At 72.0% G+C, this 19,675-nt stretch carries 16 protein-coding genes; 7 read left to right on the top strand and 9 right to left on the bottom strand.

Annotated features, from left to right (window positions below; translation table 11 throughout):
* Window positions 1–80 precede the first annotated feature (80 nt).
* From ACFY2Q_RS19170 to ACFY2Q_RS19195, 6 genes are all read right to left on the bottom strand, one after another.
* Entirely contained in the window at window positions 81–1,955 is a 1,875-nt protein-coding gene (locus ACFY2Q_RS19170) for a S9 family peptidase (RefSeq protein ID WP_387131834.1), read from the bottom strand.
* Window positions 1,956–3,734, bottom strand: coding sequence for an N-acetylglutaminylglutamine amidotransferase (locus ACFY2Q_RS19175; RefSeq protein ID WP_387131836.1), 1,779 nt, complete (start codon window positions 3,732–3,734; stop codon window positions 1,956–1,958).
* Window positions 3,735–3,831: 97 nt separating this feature from the next.
* A complete protein-coding gene (locus ACFY2Q_RS19180; RefSeq protein WP_387131838.1) occupies window positions 3,832–6,501 on the bottom strand; it encodes a glutamate--cysteine ligase in 2,670 nt (889 codons plus the stop codon).
* 312 nt (window positions 6,502–6,813) lie between these two features.
* A complete protein-coding gene (locus ACFY2Q_RS19185; protein ID WP_387131840.1) occupies window positions 6,814–7,296 on the bottom strand; it encodes an SRPBCC family protein in 483 nt (160 codons plus the stop codon).
* Window positions 7,296–7,643, bottom strand: a complete 348-nt coding sequence (locus ACFY2Q_RS19190) for an ArsR/SmtB family transcription factor (RefSeq protein ID WP_387131842.1) — start codon at window positions 7,641–7,643, stop codon at window positions 7,296–7,298. The genes ACFY2Q_RS19185 and ACFY2Q_RS19190 overlap by 1 nt, the downstream gene beginning before the upstream one ends.
* A gap of 105 nt (window positions 7,644–7,748) precedes the next feature.
* A complete protein-coding gene (locus tag ACFY2Q_RS19195) occupies window positions 7,749–8,615 on the bottom strand; it encodes a hypothetical protein (protein ID WP_387131845.1) in 867 nt (288 codons plus the stop codon).
* A gap of 159 nt (window positions 8,616–8,774) precedes the next feature.
* On the opposite strand from ACFY2Q_RS19195, the gene ACFY2Q_RS19200 reads away from it, so the two are divergent.
* Entirely contained in the window at window positions 8,775–9,749 is a 975-nt protein-coding gene (locus ACFY2Q_RS19200) for an aldo/keto reductase (protein ID WP_387131847.1), read from the top strand.
* Window positions 9,750–9,816: 67 nt separating this feature from the next.
* Here the strand turns inward: ACFY2Q_RS19200 and ACFY2Q_RS19205 are convergent, their stop codons facing one another.
* The gene (locus ACFY2Q_RS19205; protein ID WP_387131850.1) at window positions 9,817–10,557 is read right to left on the bottom strand and encodes a YqjF family protein; all 741 of its coding nucleotides are present in this window, start codon (window positions 10,555–10,557) and stop codon (window positions 9,817–9,819) included.
* Window positions 10,558–10,796: 239 nt separating this feature from the next.
* Here ACFY2Q_RS19205 and ACFY2Q_RS19210 point away from each other — a divergent pair, with 239 nt between their 5' ends.
* The 3 genes from ACFY2Q_RS19210 to ACFY2Q_RS19220 all read left to right on the top strand — a co-directional run bounded on the left by ACFY2Q_RS19210 (window position 10,797) and on the right by ACFY2Q_RS19220 (window position 12,893).
* On the top strand, window positions 10,797–11,741 hold the full coding sequence (locus tag ACFY2Q_RS19210) for an RNA polymerase sigma factor (RefSeq protein ID WP_387131852.1): 945 nt from the start codon (window positions 10,797–10,799) through the stop codon (window positions 11,739–11,741).
* A gap of 115 nt (window positions 11,742–11,856) precedes the next feature.
* Window positions 11,857–12,741 carry an alpha/beta fold hydrolase gene (locus ACFY2Q_RS19215; protein WP_387131854.1) on the top strand — a complete coding sequence of 295 codons (885 nt, stop codon included), beginning with the start codon at window positions 11,857–11,859 and terminating at the stop codon, window positions 12,739–12,741.
* Between the two features lie 35 nt (window positions 12,742–12,776).
* Window positions 12,777–12,893, top strand: a complete 117-nt coding sequence (locus ACFY2Q_RS19220) for a DUF5709 domain-containing protein (RefSeq protein ID WP_387131857.1) — start codon at window positions 12,777–12,779, stop codon at window positions 12,891–12,893.
* Between the two features lie 61 nt (window positions 12,894–12,954).
* On the opposite strand, the gene ACFY2Q_RS19225 is transcribed toward ACFY2Q_RS19220, so the two are convergent.
* Window positions 12,955–14,535 (bottom strand): DHA2 family efflux MFS transporter permease subunit, encoded by a 1,581-nt coding sequence (locus ACFY2Q_RS19225; protein ID WP_387131860.1) that lies wholly within the window; start codon window positions 14,533–14,535, stop codon window positions 12,955–12,957.
* Between the two features lie 551 nt (window positions 14,536–15,086).
* On the opposite strand from ACFY2Q_RS19225, the gene ACFY2Q_RS19230 reads away from it, so the two are divergent.
* A complete protein-coding gene (locus tag ACFY2Q_RS19230; protein WP_387131862.1) occupies window positions 15,087–16,511 on the top strand; it encodes an aldehyde dehydrogenase family protein in 1,425 nt (474 codons plus the stop codon).
* Between the two features lie 397 nt (window positions 16,512–16,908).
* Window positions 16,909–17,742, top strand: coding sequence for a helix-turn-helix transcriptional regulator (locus tag ACFY2Q_RS19235; RefSeq protein WP_387131865.1), 834 nt, complete (start codon window positions 16,909–16,911; stop codon window positions 17,740–17,742).
* On the opposite strand, the gene ACFY2Q_RS19240 is transcribed toward ACFY2Q_RS19235, so the two are convergent.
* A complete protein-coding gene (locus ACFY2Q_RS19240; RefSeq protein ID WP_387131867.1) occupies window positions 17,720–17,983 on the bottom strand; it encodes a helix-turn-helix transcriptional regulator in 264 nt (87 codons plus the stop codon). The two genes, ACFY2Q_RS19235 and ACFY2Q_RS19240, sit on opposite strands and share 23 nt — an antisense overlap.
* A gap of 72 nt (window positions 17,984–18,055) precedes the next feature.
* Here ACFY2Q_RS19240 and ACFY2Q_RS19245 point away from each other — a divergent pair, with 72 nt between their 5' ends.
* Window positions 18,056–19,669, top strand: coding sequence for a ricin-type beta-trefoil lectin domain protein (locus tag ACFY2Q_RS19245; protein WP_387131870.1), 1,614 nt, complete (start codon window positions 18,056–18,058; stop codon window positions 19,667–19,669).
* Window positions 19,670–19,675: the final 6 nt, after the last annotated feature.

The following is a 19,675-nucleotide window of genomic DNA, read 5'->3' on the forward strand; positions in this document are numbered from 1 at the left end:
CCTCGGCCAACAGCGCCCACGGGCACGCCGCGACGCCTCAGCCAGCCGCGGCCACGGGCACGCCGGGGCGCCGGGGTGCCTCAGCCGACGACGGTGACGGTGGCGGTGGCGGTCGCGGTCGCGGTGGCGGTCGCGGCGAGGTGCTGGGCCAGCCAGGCGGTGGTGGCCGCGCGGGCCGTCTCGGCGTTGTCGCGGGCCAGGAAGTCGTGGCCCTCACCGGCCAGGACCAGATGCCCGTGCGGGACGCCGCGAGCGGCGAGGGCCTGCGCCACCTGGGCCGACTCGCCGGCCGGCACGTTCGTGTCGTTGGCGCCGTGGATGAGCAGCACCGGCACGTCGAGCTGGTCCAGGTGGGTCATCGGCGACAGGTCCCGCAGCAGGTCGGCGTCGCGCACCGGGTCGCCGTACTTGCTGACGGCGGCGGCGGCGATCCACGGCTCGGTGCCGGCGAAGAACGTCCGGAAGTCGGAGATGCCGCACTCGGCGACCCCGGCGGCGAACAGCCCGGGGAAGTTCACAAGCACCGCGAGGACCAGGTAGCCACCGTAGGAGCGACCCAGGCAGGCCAGCTGACCCGGCCGGGCCACGCCGCTGTCGAGCAGGAAGTCCGCGCACGCCGCCACGTCGGCGATCGCGCCGTACCGGCCGGCGAGGTTGTCGGCGGCGACGAAGGTACGCCCGAAGCCGGACGAGCCGCGCACGTTCGGCGCGAAGACCGCGACGCCCTGCGCGACGAGGGCCTGGAACAGCGGGTTGTAGCAGGGCCGCTCCTGCGCCTCCGGACCGCCGTGCAGGCTGATCGCCGTCGGCCACGGGCCCGGGCCGGGCGGCCGGTAGAGCCAGCCGGACAGCGGCAACCCGTCGCGGGCCCGCAGGTCGACCAACTGCGGCGCGACACCACCACCGCCGGCGCGCGTGGCGGCGGCGTCCGGCCGCAGCGGAAGCGGCGCGGCTGTCGCCGTGTCGACCAACCAGACCTCCCGGGGCTGCACCGGCCCCTGCGCGGTGAGGCAGAGCAGGTCACCTCCGGCGGCGAAGACCGCGCCGTCGAGCACCTCACCCGGGGCGGCGACGGCCCGCTGCACGCCGCCGACCAGGTCGAGCAGGCTCAGCTCACTGCGCCCGCCGTAGGTGTTCCACAGCAGTGCGGCGCGTCGCCGGTCGGCGCTGAGGGCGACGTACTCCAGTTCGGCGTCCGGTCGTCCGGCGAGCCGCACCGGCACCAGCTCATCCCGCGTCAGGTCGACCCGCACCAGCGCGGCAAGTTCACTGAACGCGTCGGTACGCGCCAGCACGCTCGTCCCGTCGGGGCCGAACCAGCCCTGGTCGGTGCTGCCCCGGCCGGTGTCCGGCAGCAGCCGCACCCGGTCGCCGGTAGCCACGTCCAGCAGCTCCAACCAGCGGGCGTTGCGCGGGCCGCGACGCAGCAGGGCGGCGCTGGCATCCGCTGTGACGTCCAGCAAGGTGAGCAGGTCGTCCTCGACAAGCACCCGCCGCTGCCCGGTGCCCGCGTCGATCAGCAGTGCCGTACCCCGATCTGCGGTTTCGGTGACCGCCATCAGCGCGCCGCCGGGCAGCCAGCCGGACAGGGACGCGCTGTGGCGGCCGAAGCCGGCGACCTGCCTGCGGCGCGTACCGTCGGGGCTCAGCACCCACAGTTCGGTGCGGGGCGCTCCGCCGGGGGCGACGACGCAGGCCAGCCACTGCCCGTCCGGCGACCAGCTCACCGCCAGCACCGGCTCGTCGCCGGTCGGCACCGCGACGGCCTCGGTGGCGTCCACGTCGCGGACCCAGACGCCTGGCGTCCCGGCCCGGTCGGACAGGAATGCCACCCGCCGGCCGTCCGGGGAGGGCGCGGGGGCGAAGTCCTCGCCGGTCGGTGGCGACGGCGGCGGCCGGTGACCGGTCGGGAGACCCCGTCGGGTGGCGCGCGGCGCCTCGATCCGTGCGCTCATCTAAACCCCGATCCGCTGCAACCAGAGCTCCAGCAGCCCGAGCTGCCAGAGCGCGTTCGAACCCAACGTGGTCCGCCCGGAGTTCGGGGCGTCCAGCAAGTCCTCCAGGTAGTCCTTGCGGAACAGGCCCCGCTCGCGTGCCGGTCGCGCGGTAAGCGCGTCGCGGACGTCGTCGAGCAGCGGGCCGGAGAGATGCCGGATCGCGGGCACCGGGAAGTAGCCCTTCGGGCGGTCGATCACCTCGTCCGGGACGATGCCCCGGCTCGCCGCCTTCAGCACGCCCTTGCCGCCGTGCGCCAGCTTCAACGACGGTGGGCAGGCGGCGGCCAGCTCGACCACCTCGTGGTCGAGGAACGGCACCCGAGCCTCCAGCCCCCACGCCATAGTCATGTTGTCGACCCGCTTGACCGGGTCGTCGACGAGCATCACCAGGCTGTCCTGGCGCAACGCCGCGTCGAGCGCGGTGTCCGCGCCCGGTGCCCCGAAGTGGGCGGTGACGAACTCCAGGCTGGCGTCGTGGTCGAGCATCCACTCCGGAGCCAGTTGCCCGGCGAGCGCGTCGTGGCGACGATCGAAGAACACCCTGGCGTACGCCTCGACGGCGTCCTCGCGGGCCACGTTCGCCATCGGCGGGTACCAGTCGTAGCCGGCGAAGATCTCGTCGGCACCCTGCCCGGACTGCACCACAGTGATCCGCTGCGACACCTCCTCGGAGAGCAGGTGGAACGCCACACAGTCGTGGCTGACCATCGGCTCGCTCATCGCCTCGATGGCCGCGTGCACGGCCGGCACGAACCGCTCGCCGCCGATGCGGATCTGCTGGTGGTCGGTGCCGAACTCACGGGCCACCAGGTCGGAGTAGTGGAACTCGTCGCCGCTCTCCCCCGCCTTCGCCTCGAACCCGATGCTGAAGGTGGCAAGCCCCGTCTGGCCCTGCTCGGCCAGCAGGGCGACGATCAGGCTGGAGTCGATGCCGCCGGAGAGCAGCACGCCGACCGGAACGTCGGCGACCATCCGGCGACGTACGGCGGTGCGCAGCGCGGACATGATCCGCTCCTGCCACTCGTCCGCGGACATCGGCGGCGCGGCCGCGCGGGTGAACTCCGGCCGCCAGTAGACGGTGTCGGTGCTGCGACCGTCGCTGGTGATCACGCGTACGGTGGCCGGGGGCAGTTTGCGGACGCCGGCCAGGATGGTGCGCGGCGGCGGCACCACCGAGTGGAAGCTCATGTAGTGGTGCAGCGCCACCGGGTCGAGGTCGGTGTCCACGTCGCCGGCCGCCAGCAGCGCCGGCACTGTCGAGGCGAAGCGGACCCGGCCCGGCGTCTCGGCGAGATAGAGCGGTTTGATGCCGAGCCGGTCGCGGGCCAGCACAAGCGTGGACGTGGCCAGCTCGACGAGGGCGAAGGCGAACATCCCGTAGAACCGCTCGACGCACGCCGTCCCCCACCTGTGGTACGCCTTGAGGATCACCTCGGTGTCCGAGGTGGATCGGAAGGCGTAGCCGGCGGCGGTCAGCTCGTCGCGCAGTTCCTGATAGTTGTAGATGCAGCCGTTGAAGACCAGTGCCAGGCCCAGCTCGGAGTCGACCATCGGTTGGGCGCCGGCGTCGGACAGGTCGATGATGCGCAGCCGGCGGTGCACGAGCGCCGCCGGCCCGTGCCGCCACCGGCCTTCGCCGTCCGGGCCCCGGGAGGCGAGGGCGGGGAGCATCCGCTCGACGGCCGCCATGTCCGGGGGCGCCCCGTCGAGGCGGAACTCGCCTCCGATACCGCACATGGCACTCACCTCTCATCGGCTCGGTCGCTCGGGCCGCTGACCGGTCCAGGTTTGGCGGACCGGGTTGCGTCCCGATGACATCTGGGTCAAGCGTGAGTTACGCCGGGATCTGTTCGGCTCCCCCGAGCAGCCAGGTGTCCTTCGACCCACCGCCGCGCGACGAGTTGACGATCATGCTGCCGGCCGGTGCCACACGGGTCAGCGCCACCGGCGCGACCTCGGCGGTGTCGCCGAGAAAGACGAACGCCCGCAGGTCGACGTGCCGGGGGGCGAGGGCGGTGCCGTCGAACACCGGGTGGGTGGTGAGCGCGACCATCTCCTGGGCGATCCACCGGTGCGGCGCGGCGAGGATCTGCTCCCGGACGGCGTTCAACTCCTCCGCCTCGGCGCGCGGACCGATCACCACCCGGTCGCCGCCGTACCCGTCGACCGGCTTGAGCACCAACTCCTCCAGCCGGCCCAACACCTCGGCGCGCTGCTCGGGCAGCCCGCACAGGTACGTCGGCACGTCCGCGAGGAGCGCCTTCTCCCCCAGGTAGTACTCGATGAGCCGGGGCACGTACGCGTACAGCGCCTTGTCGTCGCCGACGCCGTTGCCCAGCGCGTTGGCGAGCGTGAGCCGCCCGGCGTGCACCGCGGCGAGCAGCGGCCAGCCCAGCGGCACCCCGTCGGCGCCCGGCGCGTGCAGCAGCGCCTCCTCGTCCATCCGCAGGTAGATCACGTCAACCGGGCTGCGGCGGCCCTCGCGCACCAGGCACACCCGGCCGTCCTCCACCAGCAGGTCGCTGCTCCCGGTCAGTGGCACGCCCATCTCGTCGGCAAGCAGCCGATGCTCGAACCAGGCCGGGTCGCCGGGGCCGCTGCTGAGCACCACCACGGCGGGGTCGTCGGCACCGGCGGGCGCGGCGGCGACAAGCGCCCGGTGCAGCATCGCGGGGGTCTCGTCGGCGGGCAGCAGGTCGTCGGGCACCGGCAACTCCGGCAGCACCGCCCGGGTCAGCCGGCGGTTCTGCACCGCGTAGCCGAGGCCCGAGGGCACCCGCAGGTTGTCCTCCAGCACGAACCAGCCGCCGGCCGCGTCGCGAACCAGGTCTGTGCCGGACACCTGGACGCGCGTGCCGCGTCGGCCCATGAGCGCGCCGGTGGGACGCAGCCCGGGTGAGGACTCCACCACCCAGGCCGGCACCACCCCGTCGGCCACCACGGCCCGCTCGCCGTAGACGTCGCGCAGGAAGGCGTCGAGCGCGCGGGCGCGCTGCACCAGGCCGGTGCGCAGCGCCCGCCAGTCGTCGGCGGGCACCACACGGGGCACCAGGTCGACAGGGAAGAGCCGGGTGCTCGCCTCGCCAGCCACGCTGAACGTCACCCCGCGTGCCCGCTGCTCCTCGTCGCGGTCGATCTCGCGTTGACGCAGGCCGTCGGCGCCGAGGCCGCGCAGGGCGGCCAGCAGCGGTCGGTACGCCTGCTCCGGCCCGCCCGCAGCGAAGACCTCGTCGGACGAGTCGGTGTACGTGGGAAGGACGGGCAGCGGCGACGCCCCGAGCAGCGGTTCCCGGGCCCGGCCTCGGGTCTCGTCGAGCAGCAGGTCGACCACGTCGGCAAGCCGGCCGCGCCGCTCGTACGCCCGCCGCTGCCGTGCCGCGGAGCTGCCGCGTCGCAGCGCGTACTCGGTCAGCTCGCTTACCTGCTCCCAGTCCCCTGTCGCCTCCAACTGCGGACGCAGGTCGGTCACCAGGCGGCGGACCGCCTCGGCGGCCGGCACCGGCCGAGCCGAGCGGGGCAGGTCGAGCAGGTCACCCTCCAGCCCGGACCGGGCCGCCCGCCACACGGCGGCGCGCAGCACCGGTGGTCGTACGCCTGTGCGCTCGACCCCGGCACGCAGCGCGGCGACCTCCCGTCGGACGAGCGCCCGGAACAGGCCGGTGAGCAGGACGATCGTCTCCACGTCGGAGTTGGCGTCGGTGATCCGCAACTCCACGGTGGGCACGTGCGCCGACGGCCGTACATCGAAATAGATCATGGCGGGGTCGGTGATCGTCTCGGAGGAGATCAGCTCGGCGACAAGCGCCGCGTGGTCCGCCGCACTTGTGACCTCGCCCGGGTCGCCGGCGGTGGGCCAGCGCTGCCACACAAGCGACCGGACGCTGGCGTAGCCGCTGTCCTGGCCCATCCAGTACGGCGAGCTTGTGGACAGGGCGAGCAGGACCGGCAGCCACGGCTGGACCCGGCGGGTGACAGCCACCGCGAGATCCCGGTCGGACACCCCGACGTGCACCTGCGCGCCGCAGATCAGCTGCTCCCGGGCGAGCATCTGGTATTCGTCGAGCATCCGCCGGTAGCGGGAGGTGGGGGTGACGCTCGGGTCGCCGTCGGCGCGCAGCGGCACCGTGCCGGCCGCCACGATGCCCAGCCCGGCCCGGTCGGCGACCTGGACGGCAGTCTGCCGCAGCCGGGTCAGCTCGGCGCGGATCTCGTCCAGGGTGCGGCAGACAGCGGTGTTGGTCTCCACCACACTGCGGTGCAACTCGGCGGTGAACGAGGTGGCCGGAAGCCTGTCGAGCAGCTCCCCCGCGCGGGGCACCAGCTCCCTGGTGTGCAGGTCGACGACGTGGAACTCCTCCTCCACACCGAGGGTGGCCAGATCCGCCGGATCGTCGTCGTCCCGCGGCAGCACCGGGCTGGTTCGGGGTGTGGGCAGCGTCCGGCCGTTGCCGGACCGGCCCACCGGCCCGTCGTACGTCGGCGCGTTCGTGGTGCTGTCGGCCATGGTCACCCCGGTTCGCGTGTCGGTGCTCTCGACTGTCCGACGAGCGTTCCCAGGGCTGGTATCGGGGGTGTTTCCGGTGCGTTAAGGTGACGCACCCGTTCTCTCCGGGCTGGTCAGCGGGGTCAGGGTCTGCGGCCGGGGTCACCTCATGTTCGTCACCACGAAGGGCGCGTGGCCGTGCAGGTAGTTGGTCCACCCGCCGGTCAACCGGAGCGCCGGGGCGGCGGCGCCAGAGCCGACGGTATAGATCGTCAGCTATGCATTCAAGGGCGCGGCCGGATCTCCCGGCCGCCGGGACAGGGTGGTCGGCGCTCAGCGCGCCTTCATGAGATCGACCAGCTGGTCGAGTGCCGCACCCCATCCCTCCTGGAAGCCCATCTCCTCGTGCGACTTCCTCGCCGACGCGTCGGCGTGAATCGCGATGGCCGTGTACTTCGTGCCCGCGCCGTTCGGCTCGATCCGGACCACCGCGGTGAACGGGAAGCCGCCCTCGGCGACCTGCGGGCGGAAACCGGGCCCCAGGCCGGAGGTGAAGACCAGCGTCGAAGGCTCCTCGGCCACCAGGATGCACCCGCTGCTCGGATATTCCTCGCCCTCGGGCGAGCGCATTGTCGTGTCGAACCTGCCGCCCGGCCGCAGGTCGATCTCACAGGCGACTGTCGACCAGGGCTTCGGGGTGAACCACTGCATGAGCAACTCGGGCGTGGTCCAGGCCCGCCAGACCAGCTCCGGCGCCACGTCGACGGTGCGCTCCAGGACGAGATCGAGGTCGGGGTTCACTGTGTAGACGGTCATCACTGTTGCTCCTTCAGGTCGTAGAGAAGTGAGTCGAGTTGGTCGAGGCGTCGGGTCCACCGCGCGCGTTGCGCGGCGAGCCAGGTGTCGAGGCTCTCCAGTGACTGGGGGGCGAGCCGGTAGGTGCGGACCCGGCCCTTCTTCTCCGACGTCACCAGACCGGACTTTTCGAGGACGTGCAGGTGCTGGGTGAACGACGGGAGCGCCATGTCGAACGGACGAGCCAGGTCACTTGTCGTGGCTGGCCCGTGGGTGAGGCGCTCGACGACCTGGCGGCGGGTGGGGTCGGACAACGCGTGGAACACATGGTCGAGAGCGCTGCCCTCCTCGCCCACACGCTTAGCCATGTGCCTAACTATGCCGACGCGCATCACTTAGGTCAAGGCCTAAGTGACGGGCGCGTCGGCGCGTTCGGCCGCACCGACGGCGCGGATCCCCGCTGGCCCGAGAGGTCAGCGCCGCCGCCAGCCCCAGCGGCGCGGGCCGACCGCACCGACCGACGGCCCCTTCTCCCGGGCCACCATCTCGGCCGCCGCCCGCAACTTCTCGGCCGGCTGCTCACCGGCCGACCCCAGCGACTCCACAAGCCGATCGCCGAGCGCCAGCACCACCGCCGCCCGGTCGAAGTCGCGGATCAGCGCCAGGCACTGCGCGTACACCCCATAGGTGTTTGCCAACTCCCAGAGGCCGAGCGGCCGCAGTGGGTCGAGCAACGCCTGGCGCAGTTCACAGGCCCGCGACGCGGCGAGCGTCGCCTCGCGGAGGCTGTCGCCCGGCGCGGGCCGCGTGACGGCCCGGTGCAGCAACGCGACAGCCTGGTTGTGGTACGCGGCGCCCATCGCCTCCCTGGTGCGCGGGCCGGCGGACGGTGGAGACCCGACCGCGGTCAGACCCACCACCACAGCACGCTCCAGCAGGTCGATCCGCGTGGCGGGCTGACCGGCGGCGTACGAGACCTCCGCCAGATCCACCAGCGCGGTGATCAACTCGGCGAGGGCGTCGTCCCGGGGCGACGCCGTCACGTCCCCGCCGCCGGCGGCCACCGCGTCGTTCACCCGCTCGAAGAGGGCGACCGCCTCACCGCCGGGCGCCATCCCGTCGGCGGCCCTGCCTCGTGCGGACAGCAGCATCCCGTACCTCCACAGCGCCCGCGCCAACTGCTGCTGGTCGCGGCGGGCCACCGGCCCCGGCCCGCGCACGGCCTCCCGGTACGCCTCGATCACCCGCACCCACAGCCGGTCCGCCTCCACCGAGGTGTCCTGCCGCGCCGAGTGCTCCCGTGCCTGCTCGAAGAGTCGCTCCCGCTCGTCCGGCCCCATCTCCCGCACCGCCCTTCGCGGTAGCCCACAAGCACACCACCCGCCAGAGGCAGTGACCGTCATCGATTCTATGCGGGGTGCGAGGGCTGTCCCGGCCGGAGCAGCCGCCGGTCGCCGTGCTCTCAGTCGACGGCCAGGCGCCGGCCGTACCGTAGGGGCATGCGAACCACCACGCTTGGCAGTGCGGGGCCCGAGGTCGGCGTCATCGGTCTCGGCTGCATGGGCATGAGCCACGGCTACGACATCACCGGCCCCCGCGACGACGACACGTCGATCGCCGTGATCCGACAGGCACTGGACCTGGGCGCCACGCTCATCGACACGTCCGACGTGTACGGGCCGTACACCAACGAGGAGCTTGTCGGCCGGGCGCTCGCCGGCGGCCACCGGGAGCGGGCCGTCCTGGCCACCAAGGTCGGCCTGGTGACCACTCCGGCCGCCGGCCCAGGTGAGGCACCGAAGACCGGCAACGACGGCCGGCCGGAGCACGTCCGCGCGTCCATCGACGCCAGCCTGCGCCGGCTCGGCACCGACCACGTCGACCTCTACCAACTGCACCGCGTCGACCCGCAGGTGCCCATCGAGGAGACCTGGGGCGCGATGGCGGAGGTCGTCGCGGCGGGCAAGGCACGGCAGATCGGGCTGTCCGAGGTGACCGTGGAGCAGATCGTGCGGGCTCAGACGGTGCACCCGGTGGCTTCGGTGCAGTCCGAGCTGTCGCTGTGGACCCGTGACCCGTTGACCGAGGTGCTGCCCTACTGCGAGCAGCAGGGCATCGCGTTCCTGCCGTTCTCGCCGCTGGGTCGGGGTTTCCTCACCGGCCGCTTCACGTCCTTCGACGACCTGCCCGCCGACGACTTCCGCCGTGGCCTGCCGCGTTTCCAGCAGGACGCGCTGCGCGCCAACCTGGCCATCGTGGCCCGGGTCCGCGAGGTCGCCGACCAGGCCGGGGTCACCCCCGCGCAGGTCGCCCTCGCCTGGGTGCTCGCCCAGGGCGATCAGGTCATTCCGATCCCCGGCACGAAGACGCCGAAGTACCTGGAGGACAACTGCGCGGCCGGTGAGGTGCGGCTCAGCGCGGACGCGCTTACCGACCTCGACGCCCTGCCCGCGCCCCAGGGCGGCCGCTACTGACCATCGCAGCCCGGTCCCGGCTGGTCGCGGGTCACAGTGATCCGCGGCCAGCCCGACCCGGCCGTCGTCAGCCAGGCCGTGCGACTGTCGGCGGGCCGAACCGCACCCCGACACCTGGGGAATACAGCACGCTGACCGGCGGCCCGTCCGGTGCCGGCAGCCCGGCGGCGGTGACCAGCTCGTCGTTCAGGTACAGCAGCTCGGCGCGGTGCAGCGGCCACTGCGGGTGCCAGTTCGGCAGGTGCAGGGTGCGCCCGTACGCGCGGGTGTACAGCCCCCAGCGAGCGGTGACGAAGTGCTCAAGCGGCGTCGGCTCGGCGATCCGCTCCCCCACCCGGACCACCATGCGGCTCGTCGTACCCGCCGGGCCGGGCCAGCGCCGCCGGCACCGGTAGGTGAGCCGGTCACCGTCGCGGGTCAACCGCATCGAGGACCAGAGGTACGGCAGACGCAGCGTCGCCCGGGCGACAAGCACCGGCACGAGGCGGGACGCGTCCAGCGAGCGGAACACCACAGCCCGCCGGCCGGTGTCGTCGACCGAGTAGAGCCGGACGTTTGTCTCCCAGAACGTGCCGAAGTACGGCACAGCCGGCCCGCGACCGAGGCCCAGCCCCACCATCCGGAAGCCGATCAGGCCGACGTAGCTGACGCCGTCCACAGTGTCCGGGCGGGTGCCGGCGGGCAGCAGCGGCGCGACCACCTCCGGGGCCACTGCCCAGTGCAGGAAGGTGAGGTCCTCCCAGCGCTGCCGCAGGATCGCCCCGGTGAACGTCTGTCGAGGCGCGCAGTCGACCGGTTGGATGTCCACGGCTCCCATCCTGACTCAGGCGGTCGACGGGGACGGCCTCAGGCGTGCGGGCCGACGCTCACCGTGCCCACGGTCAGCGAGGCGTCGGAGGCGAGGACCTGCGTGAGTTACCGACCGGTTCCGCCGGCCCGGGCTGCGGCACAACCACTCGCCGTAGGCTGGTACGGGCGGCGCGGCCCGAGCAAATCGCCTAAAACGCCACCAATAGGGTGCCTGGGGACGTGCAGGAGGACATCACCGTGACGCAGGGTGACGCAGAACTTGTGGTGCTCGCGCAAGCAGGCGACGCTGCGGCGCTCGGTGCGCTACTGGCCCGCCACGAAGCCGCCATGCGGGCCGTCGCGCTGAGCGTCCTCGGATACGGGCCGGACGCCGAGGACGCGGTCCAGGACGCCATGGTGGTGGCGTTGCAGCGCGTAGGCGAGGTCCGCGACCCGAACGCCGTCGGCCCGTGGCTGCGTGCCATCGTCCGCAACAACAGTCGGACGACGCTGCGCCGAGCCCGGCCGGTCCCGGTCGCCGAGCCGGAGTGGTTCGCCGGCCCCTCCGATACACCCACCCCGGAGGAGGCACTTGACCGGGGCGCGATGCGCGACTGGGTGTGGCACGCCATCGGGCAGTTGTCCCCGACCGACCGGCTCGTCACCATGCTGCGGTATTTCAGCGATGCCTCGTCGTACGAGCAGATCGCGGCCGTCTGCGGCGTTCCGGTCGGCACCGTCCGCAGCCGCCTCAACCACGCCCGCCGTGCCCTCGCCGGCGGTCTGCGAACGGCGGCGACGGCGGCACACGCCGATGTCACCGCGTCGAACGACGCCCGGTGGCGCGAGGGCCGCGACGTGGTCACCCTGGCGATGAACGGCGACTTCGACAAGGTGGTCCGCGAGAGCTGGTGGGCGAACGCCGAGATGATCGTGCCGGGTGGCCCGCGCGGCGGCCCTGAGCTGGCAGTCGCGGGCATGGCCAGTGACCTGGCCGCCGGAGTACGCACGCGGCTGCGCAACGTCGTGGCAAGCGGCGACGTGCTGATCTGGGAAACCGACCTGATCAGCCCGCCCGACGACCCGGAGCACTGCCCACCCGGGGCGCTGTGGTTGCAGATGTTGCGCAAGGGACGGGTGCGTCAACTCACCCTCTTCCACCCCGTCGCGGCTCGGGAGATCCGCCAGCCGGCGCCTGCCTGAAAAGAATTCTCCATCCGAGCGAACTCTTCCGTCGACAGACGCATCTGGTCTGTGCGTCATTCACCAGTCGCCGTGCCGGCACGCGCCGCGCGGGTCTCGGATCGGGAGATCGTCCATGGGTTCCATCAGCCACGACGTCAGCGCCCTCGCACCCGGCGCCCACACGTTCACCGTCGACGGGGTGCGGCAGGCCTACCACGTCGCCGGCACCGGCCCGGTGTGCGTGGCGCACTCCGGCGGCCCCGGCATCGAATGGGCCTACCTGCGGACGCCGAGCCTCGAAGAGCACTTCACGATGGTGTACGTCGAGCCGGTCGGCACCGGCGCCTCGGGACGGCTCGACAACGCCGACGACTACCGCCTCGACACGTACGTCCGGTTCCTCGACGCCGTCGTCGAGCACCTCGGGGCACCCCGGGTGTACCTGCTCGGGCACTCGCACGGCGGTTTCGTCGTCCAGCAGTACGCGCTGACACACCCGCTCCGGGTCGCCGGCCTCGCCCTGTACGACACCTCACCCGTCACCGGCGCCGAGTTCTGGGCCGAGGCGATGGACGCTCTCGCCGCGTACCCGCAGCGGCACCCGGACCTGCCGGAGGCGGCGGCGATCCCGGCTGCCTTCGGGCAGATCGGCGCCGCCACCGACGACGAGACGTTGGGCGCCGCGCTGCGCGCGGCAGTGCCTGCCTACTTCGCGGACTTCTGGGGCCGGCGGGACGAGTTCACCCCGTTCCAGGCCGCCGTGCGGATCTCGGCGGCACCGGCGGGCGCGCAGGACCCGACGCCCTTCGACGTGCGCGACAAGCTCGGCGAGATCACTGTGCCCGTCGTGGTGATCGTGGGTGCGTACGACTTCATCTGCGGCCCCCGCTGGGCCGAGCAACTGCACGCGGGACTCAAGGACTCACGGCTCGTGCTGCTGGAGAACAGCGGTCACTTCGGGCACATCGAGCAGCCCGCGGAGTTCACCGCAGCCGTGGTGGAGCTGTTGGAGCGCTGACGCGCCGCGCCTGGTCGCCTACGACGAAGGCGTCCGTGAGGAAGCCGGTGGCGTGGGACGCCGGGATCGGCGCTGGTGCCGCCAGCGCGGAGGAAGCCGCGTTCCCCGTGGTGGAGGACCCGGACGGGCCCGGCGACGGCCCGCCGCGCTGAGGTCGACCCACGCCCGCCGCGCTCGCCACCGCAGGGGTGCCGGGCGCGGCGGGCGGGGCGCTCAGTGGATGACGACCGGGGTCTTGACCTGCTCCCCCTGCTGCCCGTCGAGCTCGGCCCGTTGACGCCTGCGCGGCAACAGGGCGGCGGGGATGAACGTGACAAGGACCAACGCGAACGCGACCCAGAACGTGGTCGCGAACGACTTGGCCGCGAAGTCGAGCCCACGCTCGATGATCGACGGGTCGACAGGCATCTGCTGGAGCAGTTCCGGCCGCTGCTGGGCGGCGATGGCCAACCCGGCCTCGGTGACCGGCTTACCGCTCGGGTCGACCATGCCGGGAATCGGCCGGGAGCCGTTCAGCTCGTTGGTGAGGATCACCGACATGACCGCGGCGCCGACCGACCCGCCGATCTGCTGGAGGATGTTGACAAGCGTGGAGCCGCGCGCCACCTCCTGAGCCTGCAACGTCCGCAGCGCCGACGTCATGATCGGCATCATCGTGCCGCCCATGCCCAGGCCCATCACGAACAGCGACCCGCCGAGCAGCCAGTACGAGGTGTGCGGGTCGACCTGGGTGAAGCCGAAGAACCCGACGACGATGAGCGCCAGCGCGAACGGGACCGTACGCCCGATCGGCACCCGGTCGGCGAGCGTGCCGGCGATCGGCATGGTGAGCATCGCGCCGATCCCCTGGGGAGCGATAAGCAGACCGGCGGCCAGCGTGGACTCGCCGCGCACCTGCAGGAAGTAGCTCGGGAACAGCAGGCCGGCACCCATGAACGCGATGATGAACACGAACAGCGTGATCGACGCGATGGAGAGGTTGCGGTTGCTGAACAGCCGCAGGTCGAGCAGGGGGTGACGGGGCTTGAACGAGTAGAGCACGAACGCCACCACGAGCGCGCCGCCGACGAGCATCGGTGCCCACACCTTGGTCTCGCTGAACGTGCCGGCCTCCGGCAGCGACGAGACGCCGTAGAGGAAGAGGGCGAGACCCGGCGAGAGCATGAGCATGCCGATGAAGTCGAACGACTCCGACGGCTCCGGAGCGTCCTTCGGAAGCGCCATCTGCGCGTAGATCAGCGCGACGACGCCGATCGGCAGGTTGATCAGGAAGATCCAGTGCCAGCTCGCGGTGTCGATGAGCCAGCCACCGAGAATCGGGCCGGTGATCGGGCCGAGCAGCATCGGGATGCCGAGGACGGCCATCAGCCGGCCGATCCGGTGCGGGCCCGCCGCGCGGGTCATGATGGTCATGCCCAGCGGCATGAGCATGCCGCCGCCGAGGCCCTGCAGGACGCGGTAGCCGATCAGCTCACCGATCGTGTCGGCCGTGGCGCAGAGCCCTGATCCGATCGTGAACAGGGCCAGCGCCACCATGTAGAGCCGCTTGGTGCCGAATCGGTCCGCCGCCCACCCGCTGAGCGGGATCACGGTGGCGAGCGCCAGTGTGTAAGCGGTCATCGTCCACGCGACGCGGGCGTAGGACGCGTCGAACTCGCTCTGGAATGTGGGTAGCGCGACGCTGACCACCGTCACGTCGAGGATCGACATGATCGCGCCAAGGACGACGACGCCCGCCACCTTGAGCACCGCGGCGTCGAGTTTGTCCGATGTCGCGAGGGATTGCTGTGTCACAAACTCTCCTGAGGTCGGTTGAGCACGCGTCTGGACGGCGGTGGCGGCGGTGCCGCGCCTACCAGGCGCGGAGCGCGACGTCCCGAGGTGACGACGCGCGCAGGAAGACTAACCGCCAGTTGTGACGGTTCGCCGCTGGGTTTCGGGACGCCGACCGGCGACGAAACCGTTCGGCCGCCCGATTACGGCCGATCGTCGGCGTGTCGATCAGCCAGCGGGCGACACACGTCACGCGGCGAGGCAGTGTGGAGGGTGGACCCCTCAAACGGTGACGACCGGGACGGCGGCGGTCAATGCTCAATCGTGCCCGATGTCGCCGGCGGCGGGCGCGGCAGGTGCTCCTCGCGCGGCCGCCAGCACCTTCCCCATCGACGTCGCGGGAGCCGGGAGGCGTTCGACCCGGTTGCCGACGCCGGGACCCGCCAGGACGCCGGCACCGCCGCCGCCGCATCGTCCTCGCGCTCTGACCGGGCCGGGCCCCAGCCAAGGACTGCGAGACCCTGGATAGAGCGCACCTGGTTGGGGTGCCGGGCCGGTGCGACGGTCGGTCCATGACAACTTCCACCTACGCCGTCACCGGCCACTGGATCGGTGGCAAGACCGTCGCCGGCTCCGCTGGCACCCTTCCCGTCGTGAACCCCGCCACCGGCGAGGTCGTCGCCGAGACCCCGGCCGGCACCGCCGATGACGTCGACAGTGCCGTCGCGGTCGCCCGGGCAGCCTTCCCCGCCTGGGCGGCGACCACGCCGCAGCACCGGGCGGACGTACTGCGCCGCCTCGGCGCGGGCCTCGCCGCCCGCACGGAGGAGATCGCCCAGGCGATCACCGCCGAGATGGGCTCTCCGATCGGGATGTCCCGGACCGCCCAGGTCGGTTTCCCCGCCGCCGTGGTCGAGTCGGTTGCCGGTCTGGCCGAGGGCTTCGCGTGGACCGAGGAGGTCGGCAACTCGCTGATCGTCCGTGAGCCGATCGGTGTGGTCGGTGCGATCACACCGTGGAACTTCCCGTTGCAGCAGATCGTCTCCAAGCTGGCGCCGTCGCTGCTCGCCGGCAACACGATTGTCTTCAAGCCGTCCGAGAACGCCCCGCTGACCGCGCGGCTCCTCGCCGATGCGGCCGCCGAGGCCGGCGTACCGGCCGGTGTGTTCAACATCGTCTACGGCACCGGGGCGGTCGTCGGCGAGGCGATCTCCGCCCACCCGGACATCGACATGATTTCCTTCACCGGCTCCACCCGGGCCGGGCAGCGGATCTCAGCGGTGGCCGCGGCGACCGTCAAGCGGGTCGCGCTGGAGCTGGGCGGCAAGGGCGCGAACATCATCCTGGACGACGCCGACCTGCCGACGGCGGTCACCACAGGCGTGCTGATGGCGTTCGCCAACGGCGGTCAGGTCTGCGGCGCGTGGCCGAGGATGCTGGTGCCCGCCTCCCGCCAGGACGAGGTCGTCGAGTTGGCCGTCCAGGCGGCGAAGCAGTACACAGTCGGCGACCCGACCGACGAGGCCACCCGGATCGGTCCGATGGCCTCCGAGGCCCACCGGCAGAAGGTAGTCGGGTACATCGAGCGGGGCAGCGCCGACGGCGCCCGGCTGGTGTTCGGCGGGCCCGACCGGCCGGAGGGCCTGACGAACGGCGCCTACGTCCGGCCGACGATCTTCGCCGACGTCGACCCGTCCTCCGCGATCGCTCAGGAGGAGATCTTCGGGCCGGTGCTGACGATCATCCCGTACGCCGACGAGGAGGAGGCCGTGGCCATCGCCAACGGCACCCTGTACGGCCTGACCAGCGGTGTCTTCGGCGAGCCGGAGCACGCCCTTGCCGTGGCGCGGCGGCTGCGCGTGGGCCAGGTCGACGTGAACGCCGGGCACTGGAACCCGCTCGCGCCATTCGGCGGCTACAAGCAGTCCGGCAACGGCCGCGAATTCGGCCGCTTCGGCCTGGAGGAGTTTCTGGAGACCAAGTCCATCCAGCGCTGACCGCCCGGTCGGCCGGGTTCGTGTTCTCAGCGACCCCGTCCCGCCGTCGAACGTGGGACGCTGCCACGGCCGGGTCCGATCGGTCCAGCATTCGGTCCAAGCGTCCCGCCGGTCGGGAACGCGGCGATGATCGACTCGGGTTCCATGAAGTCGGGGTGTCAACACGGCTGCGACACCCCGACTTCAGCGAACCCGTGTTGATCTCGGCCTGCCGACGCCTGCCCACTGGCCACGCCTGCCCCGCAGGGACCGCAGGACCGCAGGACCGCAGGACCGCAGGACCGCAGGACCTCAGGCCCCAGGAGCGCGCTCTTGGGGCAGGCGGAACACCGTCCCCGGGCTCGCCTGTTGCAGTGAACGGTCCGGCCCCAGCCGGCACGAGTGAATCGGAGACACCGTGGACCGCGCCCAACTGGCCAGTTTCCTGCGCACCCGACGGGAGGCGCTCCAGCCCGAGGACGTGGGGCTGCCCCGGGGGCCGCGTCGGCGTACCGGTGGGCTGCGGCGCGAAGAAGTCGCCACGTTGAGCGGGATGTCCACCGACTACTACAGCCGGTTGGAGCAGCAGCGGGGGCCGCACCCGTCGGAGCAGATGCTCGCCGCCCTGGCCCGTGGTCTGCGGCTCTCGCTGGCCGAGCGCGACCACCTGTTCCAGATCGCCGGCCACGCGATCCCCCACCGGGCTGTGCGGGCCGACCACGTCAACCCGGGGATGATGCGCATCCTCGACCGGATGCACGACACCCCGGCCCAGGTGGTGAACCACCTCGGCGAGACCCTGGCGCAGACCGCGCCGGCCGTCGCCCTGCTCGGCGACGAGACCCGGTACGCCGGGTTGGCGCGCAGCGCCCACCACCGCTGGTTCACCGACCCGACCGCGCGGCAGCTGCACCCGGAGGAGGATCACCGGACGCGGAGCCGCCTGCTCGTGGCGGACCTGCGGGCGTCGTACACCCGTGACGGGCGCGGCTCGCGGGCGGCCGCCCTCGTCGACGACCTGCTGGCCAGGAGCCCGGAGTTCGCGCAGCTGTGGCGGGAGCATCCCGTGCCTACCGGCTACTGCCCGTCGAAGCACTTCCTGCACCCGGAGGTCGGGGCGTTGGAGCTGCACTGCCAGACCCTGGTGGACCCCGACCAGTCCCAGACGCTGCTGGTCTTCACCGCCGTGCCCGGCTCGGAGAGCGACGAGAAGCTGCGGCTGCTCGCCGTCATCGGCGGCCAGCTCGTCTGATCCCGGTGACCGGCCCGCCGAGGTAGCGGGCCGGGCTGACGCCCAGGTACCGCCGGAAGTGGCGGGTCAGATGCGCCTGGTCGAAGAATCCGGCCGCGACGGCGGCGTCGGCAGGTCGCTGCCCGGCCAGGAGCAGGCGACGGACCAGTTCGACCCGGCGGCCGGTCAGGTACGAGTGCGGTGGCACGCCGTGCACGTCTGTGAACGTCCGAACAAGGTGGGTCGGGTGGGGCAAAGGCATTGATATCGATGGGTGCGACTGTAATGATTAACACACTTTACAGTTGGCTTCGCCCGCCGGAAGGACCCCGACATGGCGCGACGATTGGCCGGGCCCGCACCCCGCCGCACCCGCATCAGGTTCGCCTCCGCACTCGCCGCGACAGTGCTCGCCGTACCGACAGGCCTGTTCGTCGGCGCCTCCCCCGCGACGGCCGCCGCGACCGGCGCGATCACGGGGTACGGCGGCAAGTGCGTCGACGTGGCGGCGGCGAACCCGGCGAACAGCACGCCGGTCCAGCTCTACACCTGCAACGGCTCGACGGCGCAGCAGTGGACGGTGGGCGACGACGGCACCATCCGGGCGCTTGGCAAATGCCTCGACATCGCCGCCGCCAGCACCGCCAACGGCGCCCGCGTGCAGATCTACGACTGCAACGGCACCGGCGCGCAGCAGTGGTCGGCAAGCGCCGGGCAGCTGATCAACCCTGCCTCCGGCAAGTGCCTCGACGCGACAGGCCCCAGCTCCGCCGACGGGACGCCACTACAGATCTGGAGCTGCACCGGCACCGCCAACCAGACCTGGACGCCACCGACCGGCGGCGGCACCCCACCGCCGTCCTCGGGCGGCTTCACCCACCCCGGCGTGCTGGTGAGCCGGGGCCAGCTCGACTTCGTCCGAGGGCGGGTGCAGGCCGGCGCACAACCGTGGGCGGCGGCCTACAACCAGATGATGAGCAGCAGGTACGCCTCGTTGTCGCGTGCCCCGGCGCCCCGCGCGGTCGTCGAGTGCGGGTCCTACTCCAACCCGAACAACGGCTGCACCGACGAGCGTGAGGACGCGATCGCCGCGTACACCGACGCGCTCGCCTGGTACGTCACCGGCGACGCCCGGTACGCGCAGAAGTCGATCCAGATCATGGACGCGTGGTCCGCGACGATCGCCTCGCACACCGGCAGCAACGCGCCGTTGCAGACCGGCTGGGCCGCCTCGGTCTGGCCCCGGGCCGCCGAGATCATCAAGTACACGTACACCGGCTGGCCCAACGCCAACCGGTTCGCCACCATGCTGCGCACCGTCTACCTGCCGGTCGTGCGCAACGGGTCGAACAGCAACGGCAACTGGGAACTGACGATGATGGAGGCCGCGATCGGCATCGCCGTCTTCCTGGAGGACCGCACCGCCTACGACGCGGCGGTCACCCGCTTCCTCAACCGCGCCCGGGCCTTCGTCTACCTGCCCAGCGACGGCGCACTGCCGTACACAGTGCCCGGCAGCGGCCTGGACACCAGCGCCGAGATCATCGGCTACTGGCAGGGCCAGTCCACATTCGTCGCCGGCCTCGCGCAGGAGACCTGCCGGGACTTCGTCCACACCGGATACGGGATCTCCGCCATCTCGCACGTCGCGGAGACCTCCCGGATCCAGGGACGGGACCTGTACCCCCAGGTCGGTGAGCGGTTGCGGCAGGCGCTCGGCTTCCACTCGCGCTACCAACTGGGCGAGGCGCCGCCCTCCTGGCTCTGCGGCGGCAGCCTCACCCGTGGCCTCGGCCCGATCACCGAGGTCGGCTTCAACGCGATGAGCAACCGGTTGGGCAACGTCATGACCAACACGCAGACCCTCACGCTGCAGCAGCGACCGGCCGGCACCAACAACCTCTTCGTCGCGTGGGAGACGCTCACCCACGCCGCCAACCCCAACTGAGTACGA

This window comes from Micromonospora sp. NPDC000316 (assembly GCF_042898885.1).
Lineage (GTDB): Bacteria > Actinomycetota > Actinomycetes > Mycobacteriales > Micromonosporaceae > Micromonospora.